Here is a 17363-nt window from a genome sequence, read left to right on the forward strand (position 1 = left end):
GATGAGCGGCACTTCCTCCGAGGAATCACCCGTCCTCGACGGTGAGCGCGGGCGAGCGGACCCGAGCGCGGTGGAGATGACCACCGCGGTGGATTTCGCGCGGCAGTGGGCGCGTCTGGTCATCGGCACGAGCTACATCCCGATGGCCCGGCCCGAGCTGTGGAAGTTCCTCGAGGAACGCACCGAGCGGTTGCTCGCGGTGCTGTGGGCCGAGAGCCACGACGACGAGGGCTGCGCCCAGGTGGGAGCCGATCTGGTGCGGGCGCACGTGCTCGCGCCGGAGGCGTTGCGGCGGACGGTGCGCCTGCTCGGCTCCGAACTGCCCGGGCTGGCGAACAGGCTCGCGCCGGACACCACAGTGGTGCCGGGGCGGCTCAACGAACTGCTCGCCTCGTTCGGAGCCGGGTTCGAGCGGGCGGCCCAGGAGCGGGTCCTCGCCGAGCAGGGCGTCATCCAGCAGGCCGTGCTCAACGCTCGCGACGCCGCCGAGGAGGCCCTGCGTTCGAGCGAGGAGCGGTTCAGGGCCGTTTTCACCTCCTCCGCTCTCGGAATCGCCATCGTCGGCTTGGACGGGGTGTTGCAGGACGTCAACGAGTCGATGACGGCGATCTTCGGTGTTCCGCGCGCCGAGCTGGTGGGGCGGGACATGCTGGAGTTGTCCGACTCCCGCTGGGTCGAGGTGCTGCGGGAGGCCGACAGCAGGCTGCTGGACGAGTCGACCGAGCAGTTCGCGGTGGACACGAAGTTCACGGCCCCGGACGAGCGGACGGTGTGGACGCAGGTGTCCGGTGCGTTGGTCAAGGATTCCGAGGGAGTGCCCGAGTACCAAGTGGTGCTCTACGCCGACATCACGGACAGGTACCTCCTGCAGGAGGAACTCCGCAGGCAGGCGACGCACGATCCGCTCACCGGCCTGGCCAACCGCACCCTGCTGGGCACCAGGATGGACGAGGCGCTCCGGGCCGTTCCCGCCGACCGCAGGGTGGGGATCTGCTACCTCGACCTGGACGGGTTCAAGACGATCAACGACAGTCTCGGCCACCCCATCGGGGACGATCTCCTGCGCGAGGTCGCCAACCGGGTCAACGCCCTGGCCACCGGCCGGGGAGCGCTGGCCGCCCGGATGGGCGGTGACGAGTTCGTCGTCCTCGTGCCGGACACCGACGGCCCCGCGGGGGTGATCCACCTGGTGGAGCGGTTGTTGGAGGAGATCCACCGTCCGGTGCGGATAGGAGGCCACGAGCTGAACGCCTCGGCCAGCGCCGGGGTGGTGGAGCAGTCGGTGACGGGGTTGGACGCCGATCACCTCCTCCGCGAGGCCGACATCACGCTGTACCGGGCCAAGGACGAGGGCAAGGCGCAGTGGGCGATGTTCGACTCGGAGCGCAACGCCGCTGCCAGGCGTCGTTTCCGGATGTCGGCCACGATGCCGGCCGCGCTGGACAACCACGAGTTCTTCGTCGAGTACCTGCCGGTGCGCAGGCTCTCCGACGGAGGCGTGGTCGCGTTGCACGCGGCCGTGCGCTGGGATCACCCCGAGTACGGCGAGTTGGGTGCCGAGGACTTCGTGGATCTGGCGGAGGAAACCGGTGTTATCGCTCGCTTGGGTGACTGGTTGCTGCGTCAGGCCTGCGAGCACGCCTCCCGGTGGGTTCGGGAGCTCGGTGCCGACGCCCCGCTGGTCACGGTCGATCTGTCGGAGCGGCACTTCCGGGATCCCGACCTGGTCAGCCGGTTCAAGGGCATCCTGGCGGAGACGCGGTTGCCCGCGGAGCAGCTGCGTCTCGGTGTTCCGGAGGCGGCGCTGTTCGACGAGGACAACGATCCGGTCGACACCGTCGAGATCGTCCGCGAGCTCGGAGCGGCCTTCGTCGTCCGGGACTTCGGGGCCCGCTACACCGGAGTGCGCAGGCTGCGGGAACTGCCCGCCACCTCGGTGCGCATCTCCGGCGAGTACTTGAAGCGCCTGTCGGAGCCGGAGCACCCCGACCCGTTGGACGAGCACCTCGTCAGCAGCGTGGTCTCGGCCGCCCACCTGCTGGGCATGGCCGTGATCGCCGACGGCGTGGACACGGATCTGCAGGGTGACCGGCTGCGTGCGATGAACGTGTACGCCGCGCAGGGGCAGCACGTGGGCGAGCCCGTCTCGGCGTTGGAAGTGGCCGAGATCCTGGGCGCGGGCGCCTGACGATCTCCTCGCCTCCGGGTGCGCTGCCCGGAGGCGAGGAATCGCCCGGACGGTTCACCGTTGGTCACCGCTCGGCCGGATCGCGGCGGGGACACCGGTGGCCGATAGCATCGGGACGAAAACGTTCGCCCGTCCCGACCCCGTCGTCGCCAGTGCTCCTTCGGTCGTGGTCGGGCCGCGCGGATCCCATTCGAGCAACGATCGTAGGAGTAACCGTGTCAGTCTCGCCGCTCCAAACCCAGCAGGAGTCCCGGGTTAAGGTACCGGCGGGCACTACGGCTGGTGATGCCGTCCAGCAGGCGGGATTGCCTTCCAAAGGTCCCGAGGCGGTCGTCGTCGTCCGCGACGGCGACGGGGAACTGCGTGACCTCGCCTGGGCTCCCCCGGTCGACGTGGAGGTCGAAGCGGTGCCCGCCGCCTCCGAGGCGGGGCGCAGCGTCATCCGGCACTCCACCGCCCACGTGCTGGCCCAGGCGGTGCAGCAACTGTTCCCCGAGGCCAAGCTGGGGATCGGCCCGCCGGTCACCGACGGCTTCTACTACGACTTCGACGTCGAGCGGCCGTTCACTCCGGAGGACCTTCAGGCGCTGGAAAAGCGCATGAAGCAGCTCGTCAAGTCCGGCCAGAAGTTCTCCCGCCGCGAGCTCGGCTCCGTCGAGGAGGCGCGCGCGGAGCTGGCCGCCGAGCCGTACAAGCTGGAACTCGTCGACCTCAAGTCGGGGTCGGAGGACGTGGACACCAGTGAGGTGATGGAGGTCGGGGACGGTGAGCTGACCGTCTACGACAACATCGACCGGCACGGGGAGACGGTCTGGGGAGACCTCTGCAGGGGGCCGCACGTCCCGCACACGCGGTTCCTGCCCGCCTTCAAGCTGACGCGGGTCGCAGCCGCGTACTGGAGGGGCGATCAGCGCAACCGGCAGCTGCAGCGGATCTACGGAACCGCCTGGGAGTCCAAGGACGCCCTGGACGCCCACCTGGAGTGGCTGGCCGAGGCGGAACGGCGGGACCACCGGCGCCTGGGTGCGGAGCTGGACCTGTTCTCCTTCCCGGAGGAGATCGGATCGGGGCTTCCGGTCTTCCACCCCAAGGGCGGGGTGATCCGTCGTGAGCTGGAGGACTACTCGCGGCGCAGGCACGAGCAGGCGGGCTACGAGTTCGTGAACTCGCCGCACATCACCAAGAGCGCGCTGTTCGAGACCTCGGGGCACCTCGGCTGGTACGGCGACGGGATGTTTCCCCCCATGCACCTCGACGAGGAGCGCGACGCCGACGGCGAGGTGCGCAAACCCGGCCAGGACTACTACCTGAAGCCGATGAACTGCCCGTTCCACAACCTCATCTACCGCTCGCGCGGACGCTCCTACCGCGAGCTGCCGCTGCGGTTGTTCGAGTTCGGCTCGGTGTACCGCTACGAGAAGTCCGGCGTAGTGCACGGGCTGACCAGGGTCCGCGGCATGACCCAGGACGACGCGCACATCTACTGCACTCCGGACCAGCTGCAGTCCGAGCTCAAGTCGCTGCTGAGCTTCGTGCTGAACCTGCTGCGCGACTACGGGCTGGAGGACTTCTACCTGGAGCTGTCCACCCGCAACGAGGAGAAGTACGTCGGCAGCGACGAGCTCTGGGAGGAGGCCACCGAGACGCTGCGGCGCGCCGCCGAGGACTCCGGTCTGGAGCTGGTGCCCGATCCGGGCGGGGCGGCCTTCTACGGGCCGAAGGTCTCGGTGCAGGCCAAGGACGCGCTGGGGCGCACCTGGCAGATGTCCACGATCCAGCTGGACTACCACATGCCGGAGCGCTTCGACCTGGAGTACACCGCGGCCGACGGCTCCAAGCAGCGGCCGGTGAAGATCCACCGCGCGTTGTTCGGTTCGATCGAGCGTTTCTTCGGCGTGCTCACCGAGCACTACGCGGGCGCGTTCCCCGCGTGGCTCTCCCCGGTGCAGGTGGTGGGCATCCCCATCGCCGACGACCACGTCCCGCACCTGGAGGGCGTCTTCGAGCGCCTCGGGGAGAAGGGGCTGCGCGTCGAGATCGACACCGGTGACGAGCGGATGCAGAAGAAGATCAGGAACCACACCACCCAGAAGGTTCCGTTCCTGGTGCTGGCCGGTGGCAAGGACGTCGAGGCGGGTGCGGTCTCCTTCCGCTTCCGCGACGGCAGTCAGCTCAACGGGGTGCCCGTGGAGCAGGCCGTCGAGGCGCTCGGCCGCTGGGTCGGGCGGCGCGAGAACGCCTCGCCGACGGCGGAGAACTTCGGAGCGGAGCTGGAGTGACACAGCGGGCATCGAACGAGGGGTTCGCGGACTCCGCGGGGGATTCTTCCGCGGAGTCCGGCGCGGAGTTCGCCGGGCAGCACGGTATCGGGGTCCCGGACGCGTTGCAGCGGCTGTGGACCCCGCACCGGCTCTCCTACATCCAGGGGGAGAACAAGCCGACCGGGGACGACAGCGACGAGTGCCCGTTCTGCGGGCTGTTGGCCGACGAGCGCTCCGACGACGAGACGCTGATCGTGGCCAGGGACGAGCTGGTCTTCGCCGTGCTGAACCTCTACCCGTACAACCCCGGTCACCTGATGGTGTTGCCGTACCGCCACGTCGCGGACTACACGGAGCTGACCGGGGAGGAGACCGTCGCGGTCGCGGAGTTAACCCAGCGGGCCATGCGCGTGATCCGCGGAGTCTCCGCTCCGCACGGCTTCAACATCGGGCTGAACCAGGGGCCGGTGGCCGGTGCGGGGATCGCGGCGCACCTGCACCAGCACGTCGTTCCCCGCTGGGGCGGCGATTCGAACTTCATGCCGGTGATCGGCCACACCAGGGTGCTGCCCCAGCTGTTGGCCGACACCCGTGAGCTGCTCGCCGAGGCCTGGAAGCGGATCGGGTGAGCGGCGCCGCCCAGCGGATCTGCCCGGCCGAGTTGGCCGTTCGGGCCGGGTTTTTCGTCGGCGCAGGCGGAGCCGCAGCTGCCCACGCCTGCGCCGATCGAAGCGGAACGTCCGTCATCCGCGCAGAGTGGCCTCGATCTCCAGGTTGATCTTGACCTTCTCGCCGAGCATGGCGCCGCCGTTCGGGCCGACCTTGAAGTCGGTGCGGTTCAGGGTGGTGTTCGCCGAGAGGCCGAGCAGCTTGCCCCCGTCGGAGGTGTCGGTGAAGCCGCCGAGCTCGGCTTCCAGGGAGACCGGAACCGTCACGCCGTGCAGGGTGAAGTCTCCGTCGATGATCCAGTCGTCACCGTTCTGCCTGATGCCGGTGGAGCGGAACTCCGCCGTGGGGTAGTTGTCCGTGTCCAGGAAGTCCTCGGCGCGCACGTGGGCGTCGCGGTCGGCGCTGCCCGTGTTGATGGAGGCGGCGTCGATGGTGGCGGAGACGCTGGAGTCCAGCGGGTTCTCCGCGGTCACGATCTGGCCCTCGAACTTGTCGAACCGACCGCGGGAGCGGCCGACCCCCATGTGCCGGAGGGTGAACTCGACCTCGGAGTGCACCGCGTCGATGTCCCAGGTTCCCGTGGTGTAACCGGGGATCTGCGTAGCGTCTGTCATACCGGACCTCCGTGGAATCGGTGAGGTTGTTCTCACCGGTGTCCAACTAGCCGGTTCCGCGGCTCATTTCCGGGTGTGTCATGGATCATCCTCGCGGTTTTCCCGCGGTCTTTTCCGCGGTTGGTGGTGCGGGTGGGGATCGACGATCGTCGCCGGTTAAGCTGCTTCGTGCGGGAAACTCCCGTGCGGGAGTGGATGAGTCGGAACGATGTTGAACCTTTTCGCGCGAGCTTCGGTGTCCAGGCTCACCGATCCGGTGGGTGCGTGGTTGGTGCGGCATCGAATGTCACCCAACGTGGTGACAGTGATCGGGACGGTTTGCACCGTCCTGTCGGCTGTGACGTTGTTCCCGCTCGGGCACCTGCTGGCCGGGACCCTGGTGGTCACCTTCTTCCTGCTGTTCGACCTGCTCGACGGGGCCGCGGCGCGGGCGGCAGGCGCGGAGGACGGATTCGGGGCCGTGCTGGACGCGAGCTGCGACCGCGTGGCGGACGGGGCCGTGTTCGGCTCGCTCGTCTGGTGGGCCCTGGTCGGGGACCAGCACTGGAGAGGGGCGGCGCTGCTGATCTGCCTGGTCGCGGCCCAGGTGATCTCCTACGTCAAGGCCCGCGCGCAGGCCCAGCGGGTGAAGGTCGAGGCGGGCGTGGCCGAGCGGGCCGAGCGGATGGTCGTCCTGCTCGTCGGCACCGGCCTGCACGGGATGGGCGTGCCCTACGTGCTGGACGTCGCGCTGTGGGGGCTGGCCGCGATGTCGATCTACACCGTCGGTCAGCGCCTGGCCGGTTCCTGTCGGGCCTGAGGACTCGTAGCAGAACTCTGCGCAGCTGTCGGTCGGCGGGCGCTGGTTGGCTCAGGAGGTTCGCGGGCTCCGCGAGGCGGCAGAACTGAAGCAGTCCGATGTGGTCAAGCGGTTGCGCTGCAACTCGGCGAAGGTTGCCCGCATGGAGAGCACGCGCAACACGATCAGCGGCTCCGACCTGGAGGTGATGCTCGCGCTCTTCGACGTCGGGACGCTCCGCTCGGGGTGCACGCGATCATCGGCGAGGCCGCTGCTCCCAGTGGCCCAGTGGCCTAGCCAGAAACCCGGGCAGTGGCCCGTGTCCGCGGGCGGGGAGTTGCCTAACGTCGAATCCGCAATCCGATGACGGATCGTGGTCGTGAGAAAGGATCGAACCAAGGTGACCAACGGCGACGTCGCGAGCAGCCGCCCCGCGCGGACTTCCACGGGCACGGACGGTGTCAAGCGGGGCATGGCGGAGATGCTCAAAGGCGGCGTGATCATGGACGTCGTGACCCCGGAGCAGGCCAGGATCGCCGAGGAGGCCGGAGCGGTCGCCGTCATGGCGCTCGAGCGGGTGCCCGCCGACATCCGTTCCCAGGGCGGGGTGGCCCGGATGTCCGATCCCGCGATGATCGAGGAGATCGTCTGGGAGGTATCCATCCCGGTGATGGCCAAGGCGCGCATCGGGCACTTCGTCGAGGCGGAGGTGCTGCAGTCGCTCGGGGTCGACTACGTCGACGAGTCCGAGGTGCTGACCCCGGCGGACGAGGACAACCACGTGGACAAGTGGCCGTTCACGGTCCCCTTCGTCTGCGGCGCCACCAACCTGGGGGAGGCCCTCCGGCGCATCGCCGAGGGCGCGGCGATGATCCGCTCCAAGGGCGAGGCCGGGACCGGCAACGTGGTGGAGGCGACCCGGCACATGCGCCGGATCCGCGCGGAGCTGCGCAAGCTCTCGGTGCTGGACAGCTCGGAGCTGTACGCGGCGGCCAAGGAGATGCGGGTGCCGGTGGAGCTCGTGCGGGAGGTCGCCGAAACGGGACAGTTGCCCGTGGTGCTGTTCACCGCCGGAGGCATCGCCACCCCGGCGGACGCGGCGATGATGCGCAGGCTCGGTGCCGAGGGCGTGTTCGTCGGTTCGGGGATCTTCAAGTCCGGTGACCCGAAGGCTCGGGCCGAGGCGATCGTCAAGGCGACGACGTTCTACGACGACCCCGACCTGCTCGCCAGGGTCTCGCGCGGGCTGGGTGAGGCCATGGTCGGGCTCAACGTGGCGGACCTGCCGGAGGAGCAGCACTACGCGCAGCGCGGCTGGTGACCGCTCGTCCCGTCACGCCGGGACGTTTCGCGCGAAGCGGTCACTCCGGAACCGTTCCGGAGAGAACGTTTCGCGCGGAACTGTCAGCACGAATCCGGGGCTCGCCCGCCGAAGTGGGGGAGCCCCTACTTGTGTTCCATGACCAGCAGCGCCGTGGCCGGGAGGGAGAGCGTCCGGTACACGTGGGCGACCTCGCCGGAGAAGGTGAGGTAGTCGCCGGGGTGCAGCTCGACCGGCTCCGTCGCCGGACCCGCGCGCAGCGTCCCTGAGGTCACCACCAGGTGCTCGACCGTCCCCCGGTGGTGCGGTTCCGCGTGTCGTTCCTGCTCCGGGGGCAGCGTGATCTCGTAGAGGTCCCTGCTGGCGCCCGCTGGGCAGGACGAGAGCAGGCCCGCGGCGAAGTCCCCCTGCTCGGAGCCCAGCCTGGGGGCGTGTCCGGAGCGGATGACCTTCACGTGCGGGGCGGGAGGTTCCACGAGCCTGCTGAAGGGGATCTCGAGGGTCGCCGCCACCGCCCACAGCGTCTCCACGCTGGGGTTTCCCGCCCCCGACTCGAGCTGGGAGAGGGTGGACTTCGCGAGTCCGGCGCGCTTGGCGAGCTCGTTGAGGGAGACGCCGGCCTCCTCGCGGGCACGTCGCAGCGCGGGGGCGATGACCTCCAGGGCGGTGGTGGGCCTGCCGTCGTTCATTGTTGTTCGCTGTGTCCTTCCTTTTGTTCGACTTGACGAACAATCGTGCTCGTGTTCAATATAGCTGACTATGCGTTCAATGAAACGAACAGCGAGGGGCTCCGGGGACGAGACCTCCCTGTTCGCCCCCGTGGCCTCCATGGGGCTCGCGCTCGCGGTGATCGGAGCTTCGCTCGGGGCCATCGCGGTCTCGCGGGGCGTCCCGCTCTGGTTGGCCACCCTGATGGGCGCCCTGGTGTTCGCGGGTGGGTCCGAGCTGATGGCCGTCGGAATGGCCACCTCGGGGGCGGCTCCGCTCGCGGTGGTGCTCGGTGGGGTGCTGCTCAACGCCAGGCACCTGCCCTACGGGCTGGCCCTCGGGAACGTGCTGGGGCGGAGCGGTCCGCTCGGCAGGCTGTTCGGCAGTCACCTGCTGGTGGACGAGGCGGTGGCCTTCGCGCTGGCCGAGTCGGACCCGCAGCGCCAGCGCCGCGCCTTCTGGGTCGCCGGGCTGACCCTGTACGGGGTCTGGGCGCCCTCCGTGTTCGTCGGAGGGTTGATCGGCAACGGCGTCGGGGACCCGCGCGCCCTCGGGCTGGACGCGGCCCTGCCTGCCGGGCTGCTCGCCCTGGTGCTGCCCTCCCTGCGGGATCGCCCCACCCTCCGGGCGGTGGTGCTCGGCTCCGTGGTGGCCGTGGTGCTGACCCCGCTGCTGGCGGAAGGGCTCCCCGTGCTGCTCGCCCTGTTCGGAACCCTGGCCGCGCTCCCGGCTTCCCGGGGAGAGCGCAGCGGAGCGCGCGAGGAGGAGGCCGCATGAACCTGGGGATCGTGGTGGCGCTGGCCGCGGGCACCTACGCCCTGCGGGTGGCAGGCCCGTTGCTGCGCGGCAGGCTGGACCTGCCCGAGGAGGGGCGGCGGATGCTGTCCACGGCCGCCCTGGTGCTGCTCGGCGCCTTCGTGGTGACCAGCACGCTGTACGAGTCGGGCACGTTCGCCGGAGTGGCGCGGCTGGCCGGAGTCGTGGCCGGTGGGGTGCTGGCCTGGCGGCGGGCCCCGTTCGTGGTGGTGGTGCTGGCCGCCGCCGGAGTCACCGCGGGGCTGCGCGCGCTGCTCGATATGTCCTTTGTGTAAACATTCGTTAACCCCCCGTGCGGGGGATGAGAAACGACTGATTAGGGTCTTGTCGATCGGGCCGAACCCGCACCACGGGTTCGGTCGCCGTACCGCGCCGGGCCATCCGCACCCGGCCGATGCGCAGTGGGAGGCAGACCTTGGTCAGCGCACCCGAGCCGCCGAACGACAGCGCGGTCACGACCGACCGGACGGGTGAGCGGGGCGAGTGGGAAGGCTACGCGGCCGGACTGGGCAACCGCCAGGTCCAGATGATCGCCATGGGCGGGGCGATCGGAGTCGGACTCTTCCTGGGGGCGGGCGGCCTCCTGAAGGAGATGGGCCCGGGGATCATCCTGTCCTACCTGGGCTGCGGCATCGCGGTCTTCTTCGTGATGCGCGCGCTCGGCGAGCTGGTGCTGTACCGCCCGGTCTCGGGAAGCTTCGTGGAGTACGCCCGCGAGTTCATCGGTCCGTGGGCCGGCTTCGCCGCGGGCTGGATGTACTGGGTGAACTGGGTCGGGAGCGGAGTGGCCGAGATCACCGCGGCCGGGATCTACATCGGGAAGTGGTTCCCGCAGTTCCCCCAGTGGATCACCGCGCTGCTGTCGCTGCTGGTCCTGCTGGTGGTGAACCTGCTGTCCGTCCGGCTGTTCGGCGAACTCGAGTTCTGGTTCTCGGTGGTCAAGGTGCTGGCCATCATCAGCTTCCTGGTCGTCGGCGTCTGGCTGGTCGCCACCGGCGCGCAGGTGGGCGAGACCACGGCGGGCGTGTCCAACCTCTTCGAGCACGGCGGCTTCCTCCCGATGGGGCTGCCGGTGGTGCTGATGAGCCTGCAGGGCGTGATCTTCGCCTACGCCTCGATGGAGATGGCCGGTATCGCCGCGGGGGAGACCCGGAACCCGGCCAAGGTGATGCCGCGCGCCATCAACAGCGTCATCGCCCGCATCGCGCTGTTCTACGTGGGCTCGCTGCTGCTGCTGTGCATGGTGCTGCCCTGGACCGCCTACAGCGGCGCGGAGAGCCCCTTCGTGACGGTGTTCTCCAGCATCGGCATTCCGTGGGCGGGTGACATCATGAACTTCGTCGTGCTGACCGCGGCGTTGTCCAGCTGCAACTCCGGGCTGTACTCGACGGGGCGCATCCTGCGCTCGCTCTCGCTCAACGGGGAGGCCCCCTCCTTCACCGCCAGGATGAACGCGCAGCGCGCCCCCTACGGAGCCGTGCTGTTCACCGCGGCGGTCTTCCTGCTGGGGGTGCTGCTCAACTACGCGGTCCCGGACAAGGCCTTCGAGATCGCCACCTCGATCTCCTCGCTCGGCGTGATCGCCACCTGGGCGGCGCTGCTGTACAGCCAGCTCAGGATGCGCAGGCTCGCCGAGCTGGGGCAGTTGCGGCGCCCCTCCTACCGGATGCCAGGCTCGCCCTACACGAACTGGGTCGTGCTCGGCTTCCTCGCACTCGTGCTCGTGCTGGCCGGGTTCTCCTCGGACGTGGCGGCCCGCTGGTCGCTGTACGCCGTCCCGCTGCTGATCGTGGCGATATGGTTCGGCTGGAGCGTCGTCCGCCGTCGCTCCGGAGCTTCCGAGCAGGGGTGACCCTGGCTTTGCCCGCGAGCTGGTGTGCAGGACAATCGGGGGTGTGAACCAAGCTCAACCGGTGGTGGGCGTGCTCGCCCTGCAGGGCGACGTCGCCGAGCACCTCGAGGCGTTCGAGCGCATCGGGGTCTCGGCGCTACCCGTGCGCAGGCCCGAGGAACTCGCCGCTGTCGACGGGCTCGTGCTCCCGGGAGGCGAGTCGACGACGATGACCCGCCTGCTGGAGAACTTCGAGCTCTTCGAACCGCTGCGGCAGCGCCTGCGGGACGGCATGCCCGCCTACGGATCCTGCGCGGGCATGGTGCTGCTCGCGGGCAGCGTGCTGGACGACCGCTCCGACGACCGGGGCGGTGCCGGTGTCCGCCCGCTCGGAGCGCTGGACGTGGTGGTCCGGCGCAACGCGTTCGGACGTCAGGTCGACTCCTTCGAGGCCGATCTGGAGTTCGCGGGGATCGAGGGGGATCCGCTGCACGCCGTGTTCATCCGCGCCCCCGTCGTGGAGAAGGCGGGTTCCGGAGTCGCGGTGCTGGCCGAGGTGCCGGAGCGGTCGTCGCAGGACTCGGCCCCCGGATCCGGGACGGGTACCATCGTCGCCGTTCGGCAGGGTCCGGTGCTCGCGACCGCTTTCCACCCGGAGCTGGTCGACGGGGACGATCGGGTGCATCGCCTGTTCGTGCGGGTAATCCACGAGAGCGGTGCCGGAGAGACCCGCGACACCACTCCGGCAAGAGCAGAAACCACGGAGGACTGATGAGCGGCCACTCCAAGTGGGCCACTACCAAGCACAAGAAGGCCGCCCTCGACGCCAAGCGCGGCAAGCTCTTCGCGAAGCTGACCAAGAACATCGAGGTCGCCGCGCGAATGGGCGGGGGCGATCCCGAGGCCAACCCGACCCTGTACGACGCCATGCAGAAGGCGCGCAAGTCCTCGGTGCCGCAGGACAACATCGAGCGCGCCCGCAAGCGCGGTGCCGGTGAGGAAGCGGGCGGCGCCGACTGGCAGACGGCCATGTACGAGGGGTACGCACCCAACGGTGTGGCGGTGCTGATCGAGTGCCTGACCGACAACCGCAACCGCGCGACCAGCGAGGTGCGGACCACGATGAACCGCCACGGCGGCTCGATGGCCGACGCGGGCTCGGTGTCTTACCTGTTCAACAGGCGTGGGGTGGTGCTCCTGCCCAAGAACGGGCTGAGCGAGGAGGACGTGCTCGGCGCCGTGCTGGACGCCGGTGCCGAGGAGATCGAGGACCTCGGGGAGAAGTACGAGGTGCTCTGCGAGCCGAGCGACCTCGTTCCGGTGCGCAAGGCGCTGCAGGCCGCGGGCTTCGAGTACGACTCGGCCGAGCCGAGCTTCCTGCCCTCGGTGAACGTTCCGCTGGACAGCGACGGTGCGCGCAAGGTCTTCAAGCTGATCGACTCGCTCGAGGACTGCGACGACGTGCAGAACGTGTACTCGAACTTCGACGTCAGCGACGAGGTCATGGCGCAGGTCTCCGCGTGAGGCGGAGAGCTCTCGGGGGCGGCTCGCTGCCGGCCCCGAGAGCTCCCCACCGGCGACCGCGGGCACCTCTCCGGCGGACCGCGCTCGTCAGCGCCTGCGGGCCCGTGCCAGCCAGGCCGCCGTGTCCACCGCGTCTTCCGGGCGGACTCCCAGCTGTTCGGCGTACTGCTCGCCCGCGATGCCGCGGTAGCGGTCCTGCCGGAGCTCCTCGAGTTCCCAGCCGGGGCCGAAGGAGTCGCGGAGCGCCTCCGCGCTGATCCGGGGGCCTCCGGCGTCCTGGACGTCCGCCAGCGCCAGCACGTGCAGCACCGCGCCGGGGCGGCACACCGCGTGCAGGCCCCGCGTGTAGGCCAGGCGGTCCCGCTGTCCGAAGACGTGCAGCAGCGCGCTGTCCACCACCGTGTCGAAACGGGGGCTCGTCCCCGGGTTCATGGCGTCGGCGACCTCGAACCGGGCGGGAACCCCGCGCTCGGCGGCCTTCCGCCGCGCCGTGGCCACGGCCGTCTCGGAGCCGTCGATGCCGAGCACCTCGTAACCGAGCTCGGCGAGCAGGATCGTGTTCTCCCCGGTGCCGCACCCGGGGTCGAGCACCGAGCCGGACACGTGCCCGGCTCGTTCCAGTTCGACCAGCGCGGGTTGGGATTGCCCGATCACCCAGGGCGGGGAGCCCTCCGCGTAGGCCCTCTCGAAGTTGTCGCGCGGGATCGAGGTGTCCATGGTGCTGCTCGCCTCCTTCGTGCGTTCCGCGTCCGGGGCGGATGGGCCCGTGGAGCGGATGGTTCCGGTGGAGTGTGCGGGTTCGATCGAACTCGAAGTCAATCGCCGATCCCGCGGAGCACCCCTGTGGGGCGGTGACTCGGTGAACTAGGCTTCGCCTCGACGTCGCGCGGGCCGGACACCGCCCGCGGCGGCCGCGAACGCGTACCACCCGACGGAGAGGCGAAGCGCGATGACCGCCACCCCGGACGCCCCCGAAGAGATGCGCGACTGGCTGTTACGTACCTCCGAACGCCACGGTGCCGCCGTCGTGCACGTCGACGAGGAGGAACAGCGCCCGCCGTACGCCTTCTCGGTGGGTGCCTGGAGACGGTTCGGCAAGCCCGAGGTCGTGGTGGTCGGACTCCCCCAGGAGGTCGCGCAGACCGTGGTGAACACCTACACGGCCCGGGTCGGCCGGGGTGAGCGGTTCGTCCCGGGGTGGCTCTACGAGGGGTTCCTGGCCGAGCAGCCGGTCACCTTCGAACGCGTCGCCGGTGTCCACTACCCGGAGTACCTCGGGAGTGCGATGCTGCTGTACGGCGACGCGGACTTCCCCGCCGTGCAGTTGTTGCTGCCCACCCCCGACACCGGCGTCTTCCCCTGGTCCGACCAGGCACCGGAGGGGTTCGCCGCGTACCAGCCCGTGCTGACCGACTCCGGCCTGCCCGAGAGCTGGGTCCCCGGCCGCGACGGGATCTGAGCCCTCCGGGCGCGCCCCTCCGCGCGGAGGCTTCGGTGTGTCGTCCGTGCCGGACGGCTCGGGCGGGCGATAGGATTCGAACGTCTGTTCAACGAAGGCTCGTGCGAGAGGATGACGGGGTGCGCGTACTCGGAGTCGACCCGGGGCTGACCCGCTGCGGGATCGGCGTCATCGAAGAAGGACACCGGCGGGGTGTGAACTGCCTCGGCGTCGGTGTCGTGCGCAGCCCGGTCGAGGACGAGCTGCCGCAGCGCCTGATGACCATCAGTGACGGGGTCGAGGAGTGGATCCGCGCGCACGAGCCGGACGTGGTGGCGATAGAGCGGGTCTTCAGCCAGCAGAACGTGCGCTCGGTCATGGGAACCGCCCAGGTCTCCGGCGTGGTGGCGCTGGCCGCGGCGCGCAGGGACATCCAGGTCGCCTTCCACACCCCCAGCTCGGTCAAGGCGGCCATCAGCGGTTCGGGCCGGGCCGACAAGCGCCAGGTGACCTCGATGGTGAGCAAGGTCCTCGGGCTGAGCACACCGCCCAAACCCGCCGACGCCGCCGACGCGCTGGCGCTGGCACTGTGCCACCTGTGGCGCGCGCCGATGACCGGCAGGTTGGCCGAGGCGGAGCAGCGGGCGGCCGAGCTCGCCCGCAACCACCAGCAGCGGCTGCGCCGGGCCGCTCGTGATTCGTCCGGGACGGGAGGGCAACAACGATGATCGCTTCGGTTCGGGGTGAGGTGCTGTCCGTCGGGCTGGACCACGCCGTGATCGAGGTCGGTGGCGTGGGGATGGCCGTGTACGCGACCCCGGCCACCCTCGGCGGGATCCGCAGCGGGGAGGAGGCCAGGCTGGCCACCTCGCTGGTGGTTCGCGAGGACTCGCTCACGCTCTACGGCTTCGCCGACACCCAGGCGCGCGACCTGTTCGCCCTGTTGCAGACCGCCTCCGGAGTGGGACCGCGGCTGGCGCTGGCCGCGCTGGCCGTGCTCGAACCGCGGCAGTTGCGCGACGCCCTCTCCGAGGGCGACATCGGCGTGCTGACCAGGGTCCCCGGGATCGGCAAGAAGAATGCGGAGCGGTTGACCCTCGAACTGCGGGACAAGGTCAACGCGCTGTCCGGTCACCAGGCCGCTCCGGGAGGCGAAGCCGCCGGGCCCCAGGGGGAGCCGGTGGACGGGGTGCGCGGCGCGGAGGACCCCGGCCCGGCCTCCACCGCGCGGCTGCGTTCCGAGGTCGGCGAGGCCCTGGTCGGGCTCGGCTTCTCCGCCAAGCAGGCCGAGCAGAGCGTGGACGCGGTGCTCGCCGAGGACGGACAGGACCGGCTCGACACCTCGACCCTGCTGCGCAGGGCGTTGGCCACGCTCGGCCCCAAGAGTTAGCGCCGCGGCCCGGCAGCAGTCGCGCGGCCCTGAAGCACCGGATCCCTGGAACACTGGGGGTGAGCGGGTGCGCGGACCGGCCCGCCCGGCGAACGGGCACGGGGAGTTCTCCGCCCCGTTCGCGGCGCCAGGGGACGTGGAGAGCCCGTCGAGGTGGGGCGCGGGTTTTTCGGACCAGCACGGAGGAGGCTTCGAGCAGACCGATGCACGAGGACGAGTGGGGGGAGAGCTCCGGTGCTCCACCGGCCGAGGACGTGGGGCCGCAGGAGGAGTTGTCACCGCACCAGAGCAGTGGCGAGCAGGAGATCGAAGCGAGTCTGCGTCCGCGCACGCTCGCCGACTTCGTGGGGCAGCAGCGAGTGCGCGAGCAGCTGAAGCTCGTGCTGCACGGCGCGCTGGGACGTGGTGAGCAGCCCGACCACGTGCTGTTCGCGGGACCACCCGGGCTGGGCAAGACCAGCCTCGCGATGATCCTGGCCTCCGAGCTCTCGGCCTCGATCCGGGTCACCTCGGGCCCCGCGCTGGAACGTCCCGGCGACCTGGCGGCGATGCTGTCCAACCTGACCGCGGGCGACGTGCTGTTCATCGACGAGATACACCGGATGGCCCGCCCGGCCGAGGAGATGCTCTACCTCGCGATGGAGGACTACCGGGTGGACGTCGTCGTGGGCAAGGGGCCGGGCGCCACGAGCATCCCCCTGGACATAGCTCCGTTCACCCTGGTGGGAGCCACCACCCGCTCCGGTTCGCTGACCGGGCCGCTGCGCGACCGGTTCGGTTTCACAGCCAACATGGAGTTCTACGAGCCCTCCGAGATCGGCGAGGTCATCCGCAGGTCGGCGGGAATTCTCGGGGTGCGGCTGCGCGAGGACGGGGCGCACGAGATCGCCCGGCGGTGTCGCGGGACTCCGCGCATCGCCAACCGCCTGCTGCGCCGGGTCCGGGACTACGCCGAGGTCCGTTCCGACGGCACCGTCACGGTGGAGGTGGCCCGCGCGGCCCTCGAGGTCTACGACGTGGACGAGCTCGGGCTGGACCGGCTGGACCGGGCCGTGCTCAGCGCGCTGGCCCGCTCCTTCAACGGCGGACCGGTGGGGATCTCCACCCTGGCCGTGGCGGTGGGGGAGGAGCAGACCACCATCGAGGAGGTCTGCGAGCCCTACCTGGTCCGGGCGGGGATGCTGGCGCGCACCCCGCGGGGGCGGGTGGCCACGGCGGCGGCGTGGCAGCACCTGGGGTTGGTTCCCCCGGCGAACGCTTTCGGCACAGCCGAACCGACGCTCTTCGAGGAGTAGGGTCGGCGGCTCGGTTGTCGTAGGTGGTCGCTTGGCGGAACCTCTCGCGGGCTCTCGCTGCGGGGAGGCCCGACATCGGGTAGCCACCTACACAACGTCGGGCCTTCCTCGCGAGAGCACCACGAGAGAACCCGCGGTCGGTCGGGCTGGATAGGCTCAAAGCACCTGCGTTGGCGTGAAGCCCCCCGGTCGGGAGTGCCTGTCCGGGGGTCTCGGGCGGTTCGGGGTGCTTGCGGCGGTGCCGACTGCGCAGGCTCGTAAGCGCTTGCATCGAACGGAGCCTCGGTCGGGAGTTCCCGGTGGAGTTCGGCGCAGCAGTGAGCGCTCGCGCGGCCGGGAGGGCGACGTCTCATCGGGACCGGGCTGGTGGCCTTGCCCACGTTCGCGCGCTGTCGGCGGTCGAGCCCGGGGCGTGCGCGCCGATCGACGCTGTGCGCTGGGACACAGCCCGCCGGAGCCGGGGTCTTCGGGTAGGCCCGTTTCACCGCAGGTGAGCCTGGCACACTGGAGGCGGTACATCCGAACAGTCC

At 70.2% G+C, this 17363-nt stretch carries 18 protein-coding genes; 15 read left to right on the plus strand and 3 right to left on the minus strand.

The window, feature by feature from the left end; all coding sequences use genetic code 11:
- The first annotated feature begins 1 nt into the window (after nt 1).
- The 3 genes from G9Q41_RS10530 to G9Q41_RS10540 all read left to right on the plus strand — a co-directional run bounded on the left by G9Q41_RS10530 (nt 2) and on the right by G9Q41_RS10540 (nt 5078).
- Nucleotides 2-2188, plus strand: coding sequence for an EAL domain-containing protein (locus tag G9Q41_RS10530; RefSeq protein ID WP_165632648.1), 2187 nt, complete (start codon nt 2-4; stop codon nt 2186-2188).
- A gap of 215 nt (nt 2189-2403) precedes the next feature.
- Nucleotides 2404-4467 carry a threonine--tRNA ligase gene (thrS, locus tag G9Q41_RS10535; protein ID WP_165632647.1) on the plus strand — a complete coding sequence of 688 codons (2064 nt, stop codon included), beginning with the start codon at nt 2404-2406 and terminating at the stop codon, nt 4465-4467.
- Complete coding sequence (locus tag G9Q41_RS10540; protein ID WP_281241046.1) at nt 4464-5078, plus strand: HIT domain-containing protein; 615 nt, start codon at nt 4464-4466, stop codon at nt 5076-5078. Before thrS ends, G9Q41_RS10540 begins: the two co-directional genes overlap by 4 nt.
- Before the next feature lie 114 nt (nt 5079-5192).
- Here the strand turns inward: G9Q41_RS10540 and G9Q41_RS10545 are convergent, their stop codons facing one another.
- A complete protein-coding gene (locus tag G9Q41_RS10545; protein WP_092520349.1) occupies nt 5193-5732 on the minus strand; it encodes a YceI family protein in 540 nt (179 codons plus the stop codon).
- A gap of 208 nt (nt 5733-5940) precedes the next feature.
- Between G9Q41_RS10545 and pgsA the strand changes: the two genes are divergently transcribed.
- Genes pgsA through pdxS form a run of 3 tightly spaced genes read left to right on the plus strand, consistent with a single transcriptional unit; the run spans nt 5941 to nt 7831 of the window.
- Nucleotides 5941-6531 carry a phosphatidylinositol phosphate synthase gene (pgsA, locus tag G9Q41_RS10550; protein ID WP_165632646.1) on the plus strand — a complete coding sequence of 197 codons (591 nt, stop codon included), beginning with the start codon at nt 5941-5943 and terminating at the stop codon, nt 6529-6531.
- Between the two features lie 46 nt (nt 6532-6577).
- Nucleotides 6578-6877: a helix-turn-helix transcriptional regulator gene (locus tag G9Q41_RS10555; RefSeq protein WP_242687337.1), complete on the plus strand. Its 300-nt coding sequence runs from the start codon at nt 6578-6580 to the stop codon at nt 6875-6877.
- A gap of 33 nt (nt 6878-6910) precedes the next feature.
- Nucleotides 6911-7831, plus strand: a complete 921-nt coding sequence (gene pdxS / locus G9Q41_RS10560) for a pyridoxal 5'-phosphate synthase lyase subunit PdxS (RefSeq protein WP_165632762.1) — start codon at nt 6911-6913, stop codon at nt 7829-7831.
- 125 nt (nt 7832-7956) lie between these two features.
- Here pdxS and G9Q41_RS10565 read toward each other — a convergent pair whose 3' ends face one another.
- Entirely contained in the window at nt 7957-8520 is a 564-nt protein-coding gene (locus G9Q41_RS10565; protein WP_092520359.1) for an XRE family transcriptional regulator, read from the minus strand.
- A 79-nt stretch (nt 8521-8599) separates the two neighbouring features.
- Here G9Q41_RS10565 and G9Q41_RS10570 point away from each other — a divergent pair, with 79 nt between their 5' ends.
- The 5 genes from G9Q41_RS10570 to G9Q41_RS10590 all read left to right on the plus strand — a co-directional run bounded on the left by G9Q41_RS10570 (nt 8600) and on the right by G9Q41_RS10590 (nt 12710).
- Nucleotides 8600-9316, plus strand: coding sequence for an AzlC family ABC transporter permease (locus G9Q41_RS10570; protein ID WP_242687338.1), 717 nt, complete (start codon nt 8600-8602; stop codon nt 9314-9316).
- Entirely contained in the window at nt 9313-9630 is a 318-nt protein-coding gene (locus G9Q41_RS10575; RefSeq protein ID WP_165632644.1) for an AzlD domain-containing protein, read from the plus strand. The genes G9Q41_RS10570 and G9Q41_RS10575 overlap by 4 nt, the downstream gene beginning before the upstream one ends.
- Before the next feature lie 140 nt (nt 9631-9770).
- Nucleotides 9771-11207 (plus strand): amino acid permease, encoded by a 1437-nt coding sequence (locus G9Q41_RS10580; protein ID WP_092520361.1) that lies wholly within the window; start codon nt 9771-9773, stop codon nt 11205-11207.
- 43 nt (nt 11208-11250) lie between these two features.
- Nucleotides 11251-11958: a pyridoxal 5'-phosphate synthase glutaminase subunit PdxT gene (gene pdxT, locus G9Q41_RS10585; protein WP_347567524.1), complete on the plus strand. Its 708-nt coding sequence runs from the start codon at nt 11251-11253 to the stop codon at nt 11956-11958.
- Nucleotides 11958-12710 (plus strand): YebC/PmpR family DNA-binding transcriptional regulator, encoded by a 753-nt coding sequence (locus G9Q41_RS10590; protein WP_165632643.1) that lies wholly within the window; start codon nt 11958-11960, stop codon nt 12708-12710. The genes pdxT and G9Q41_RS10590 overlap by 1 nt, the downstream gene beginning before the upstream one ends.
- Before the next feature lie 87 nt (nt 12711-12797).
- Here the strand turns inward: G9Q41_RS10590 and G9Q41_RS10595 are convergent, their stop codons facing one another.
- Nucleotides 12798-13427: a class I SAM-dependent methyltransferase gene (locus tag G9Q41_RS10595; protein ID WP_165632642.1), complete on the minus strand. Its 630-nt coding sequence runs from the start codon at nt 13425-13427 to the stop codon at nt 12798-12800.
- Between the two features lie 232 nt (nt 13428-13659).
- Here G9Q41_RS10595 and G9Q41_RS10600 point away from each other — a divergent pair, with 232 nt between their 5' ends.
- The 4 genes from G9Q41_RS10600 (at nt 13660) to ruvB (ending at nt 16833) form a co-directional block, all read left to right on the plus strand.
- A complete protein-coding gene (locus G9Q41_RS10600) occupies nt 13660-14169 on the plus strand; it encodes a DUF4262 domain-containing protein (RefSeq protein ID WP_165632641.1) in 510 nt (169 codons plus the stop codon).
- A gap of 119 nt (nt 14170-14288) precedes the next feature.
- Nucleotides 14289-14876, plus strand: a complete 588-nt coding sequence (gene ruvC, locus G9Q41_RS10605) for a crossover junction endodeoxyribonuclease RuvC (protein ID WP_092520366.1) — start codon at nt 14289-14291, stop codon at nt 14874-14876.
- Complete coding sequence (gene ruvA / locus G9Q41_RS10610; RefSeq protein WP_165632640.1) at nt 14873-15538, plus strand: Holliday junction branch migration protein RuvA; 666 nt, start codon at nt 14873-14875, stop codon at nt 15536-15538. The genes ruvC and ruvA overlap by 4 nt, the downstream gene beginning before the upstream one ends.
- A 203-nt stretch (nt 15539-15741) precedes the next feature.
- A complete protein-coding gene (gene ruvB, locus G9Q41_RS10615) occupies nt 15742-16833 on the plus strand; it encodes a Holliday junction branch migration DNA helicase RuvB (RefSeq protein ID WP_165632639.1) in 1092 nt (363 codons plus the stop codon).
- Nucleotides 16834-17363 lie beyond the last annotated feature (530 nt).

This window comes from Actinopolyspora sp. BKK2 (genome assembly GCF_011291845.1).
Classification (GTDB): domain Bacteria; phylum Actinomycetota; class Actinomycetes; order Mycobacteriales; family Pseudonocardiaceae; genus Actinopolyspora; species Actinopolyspora saharensis.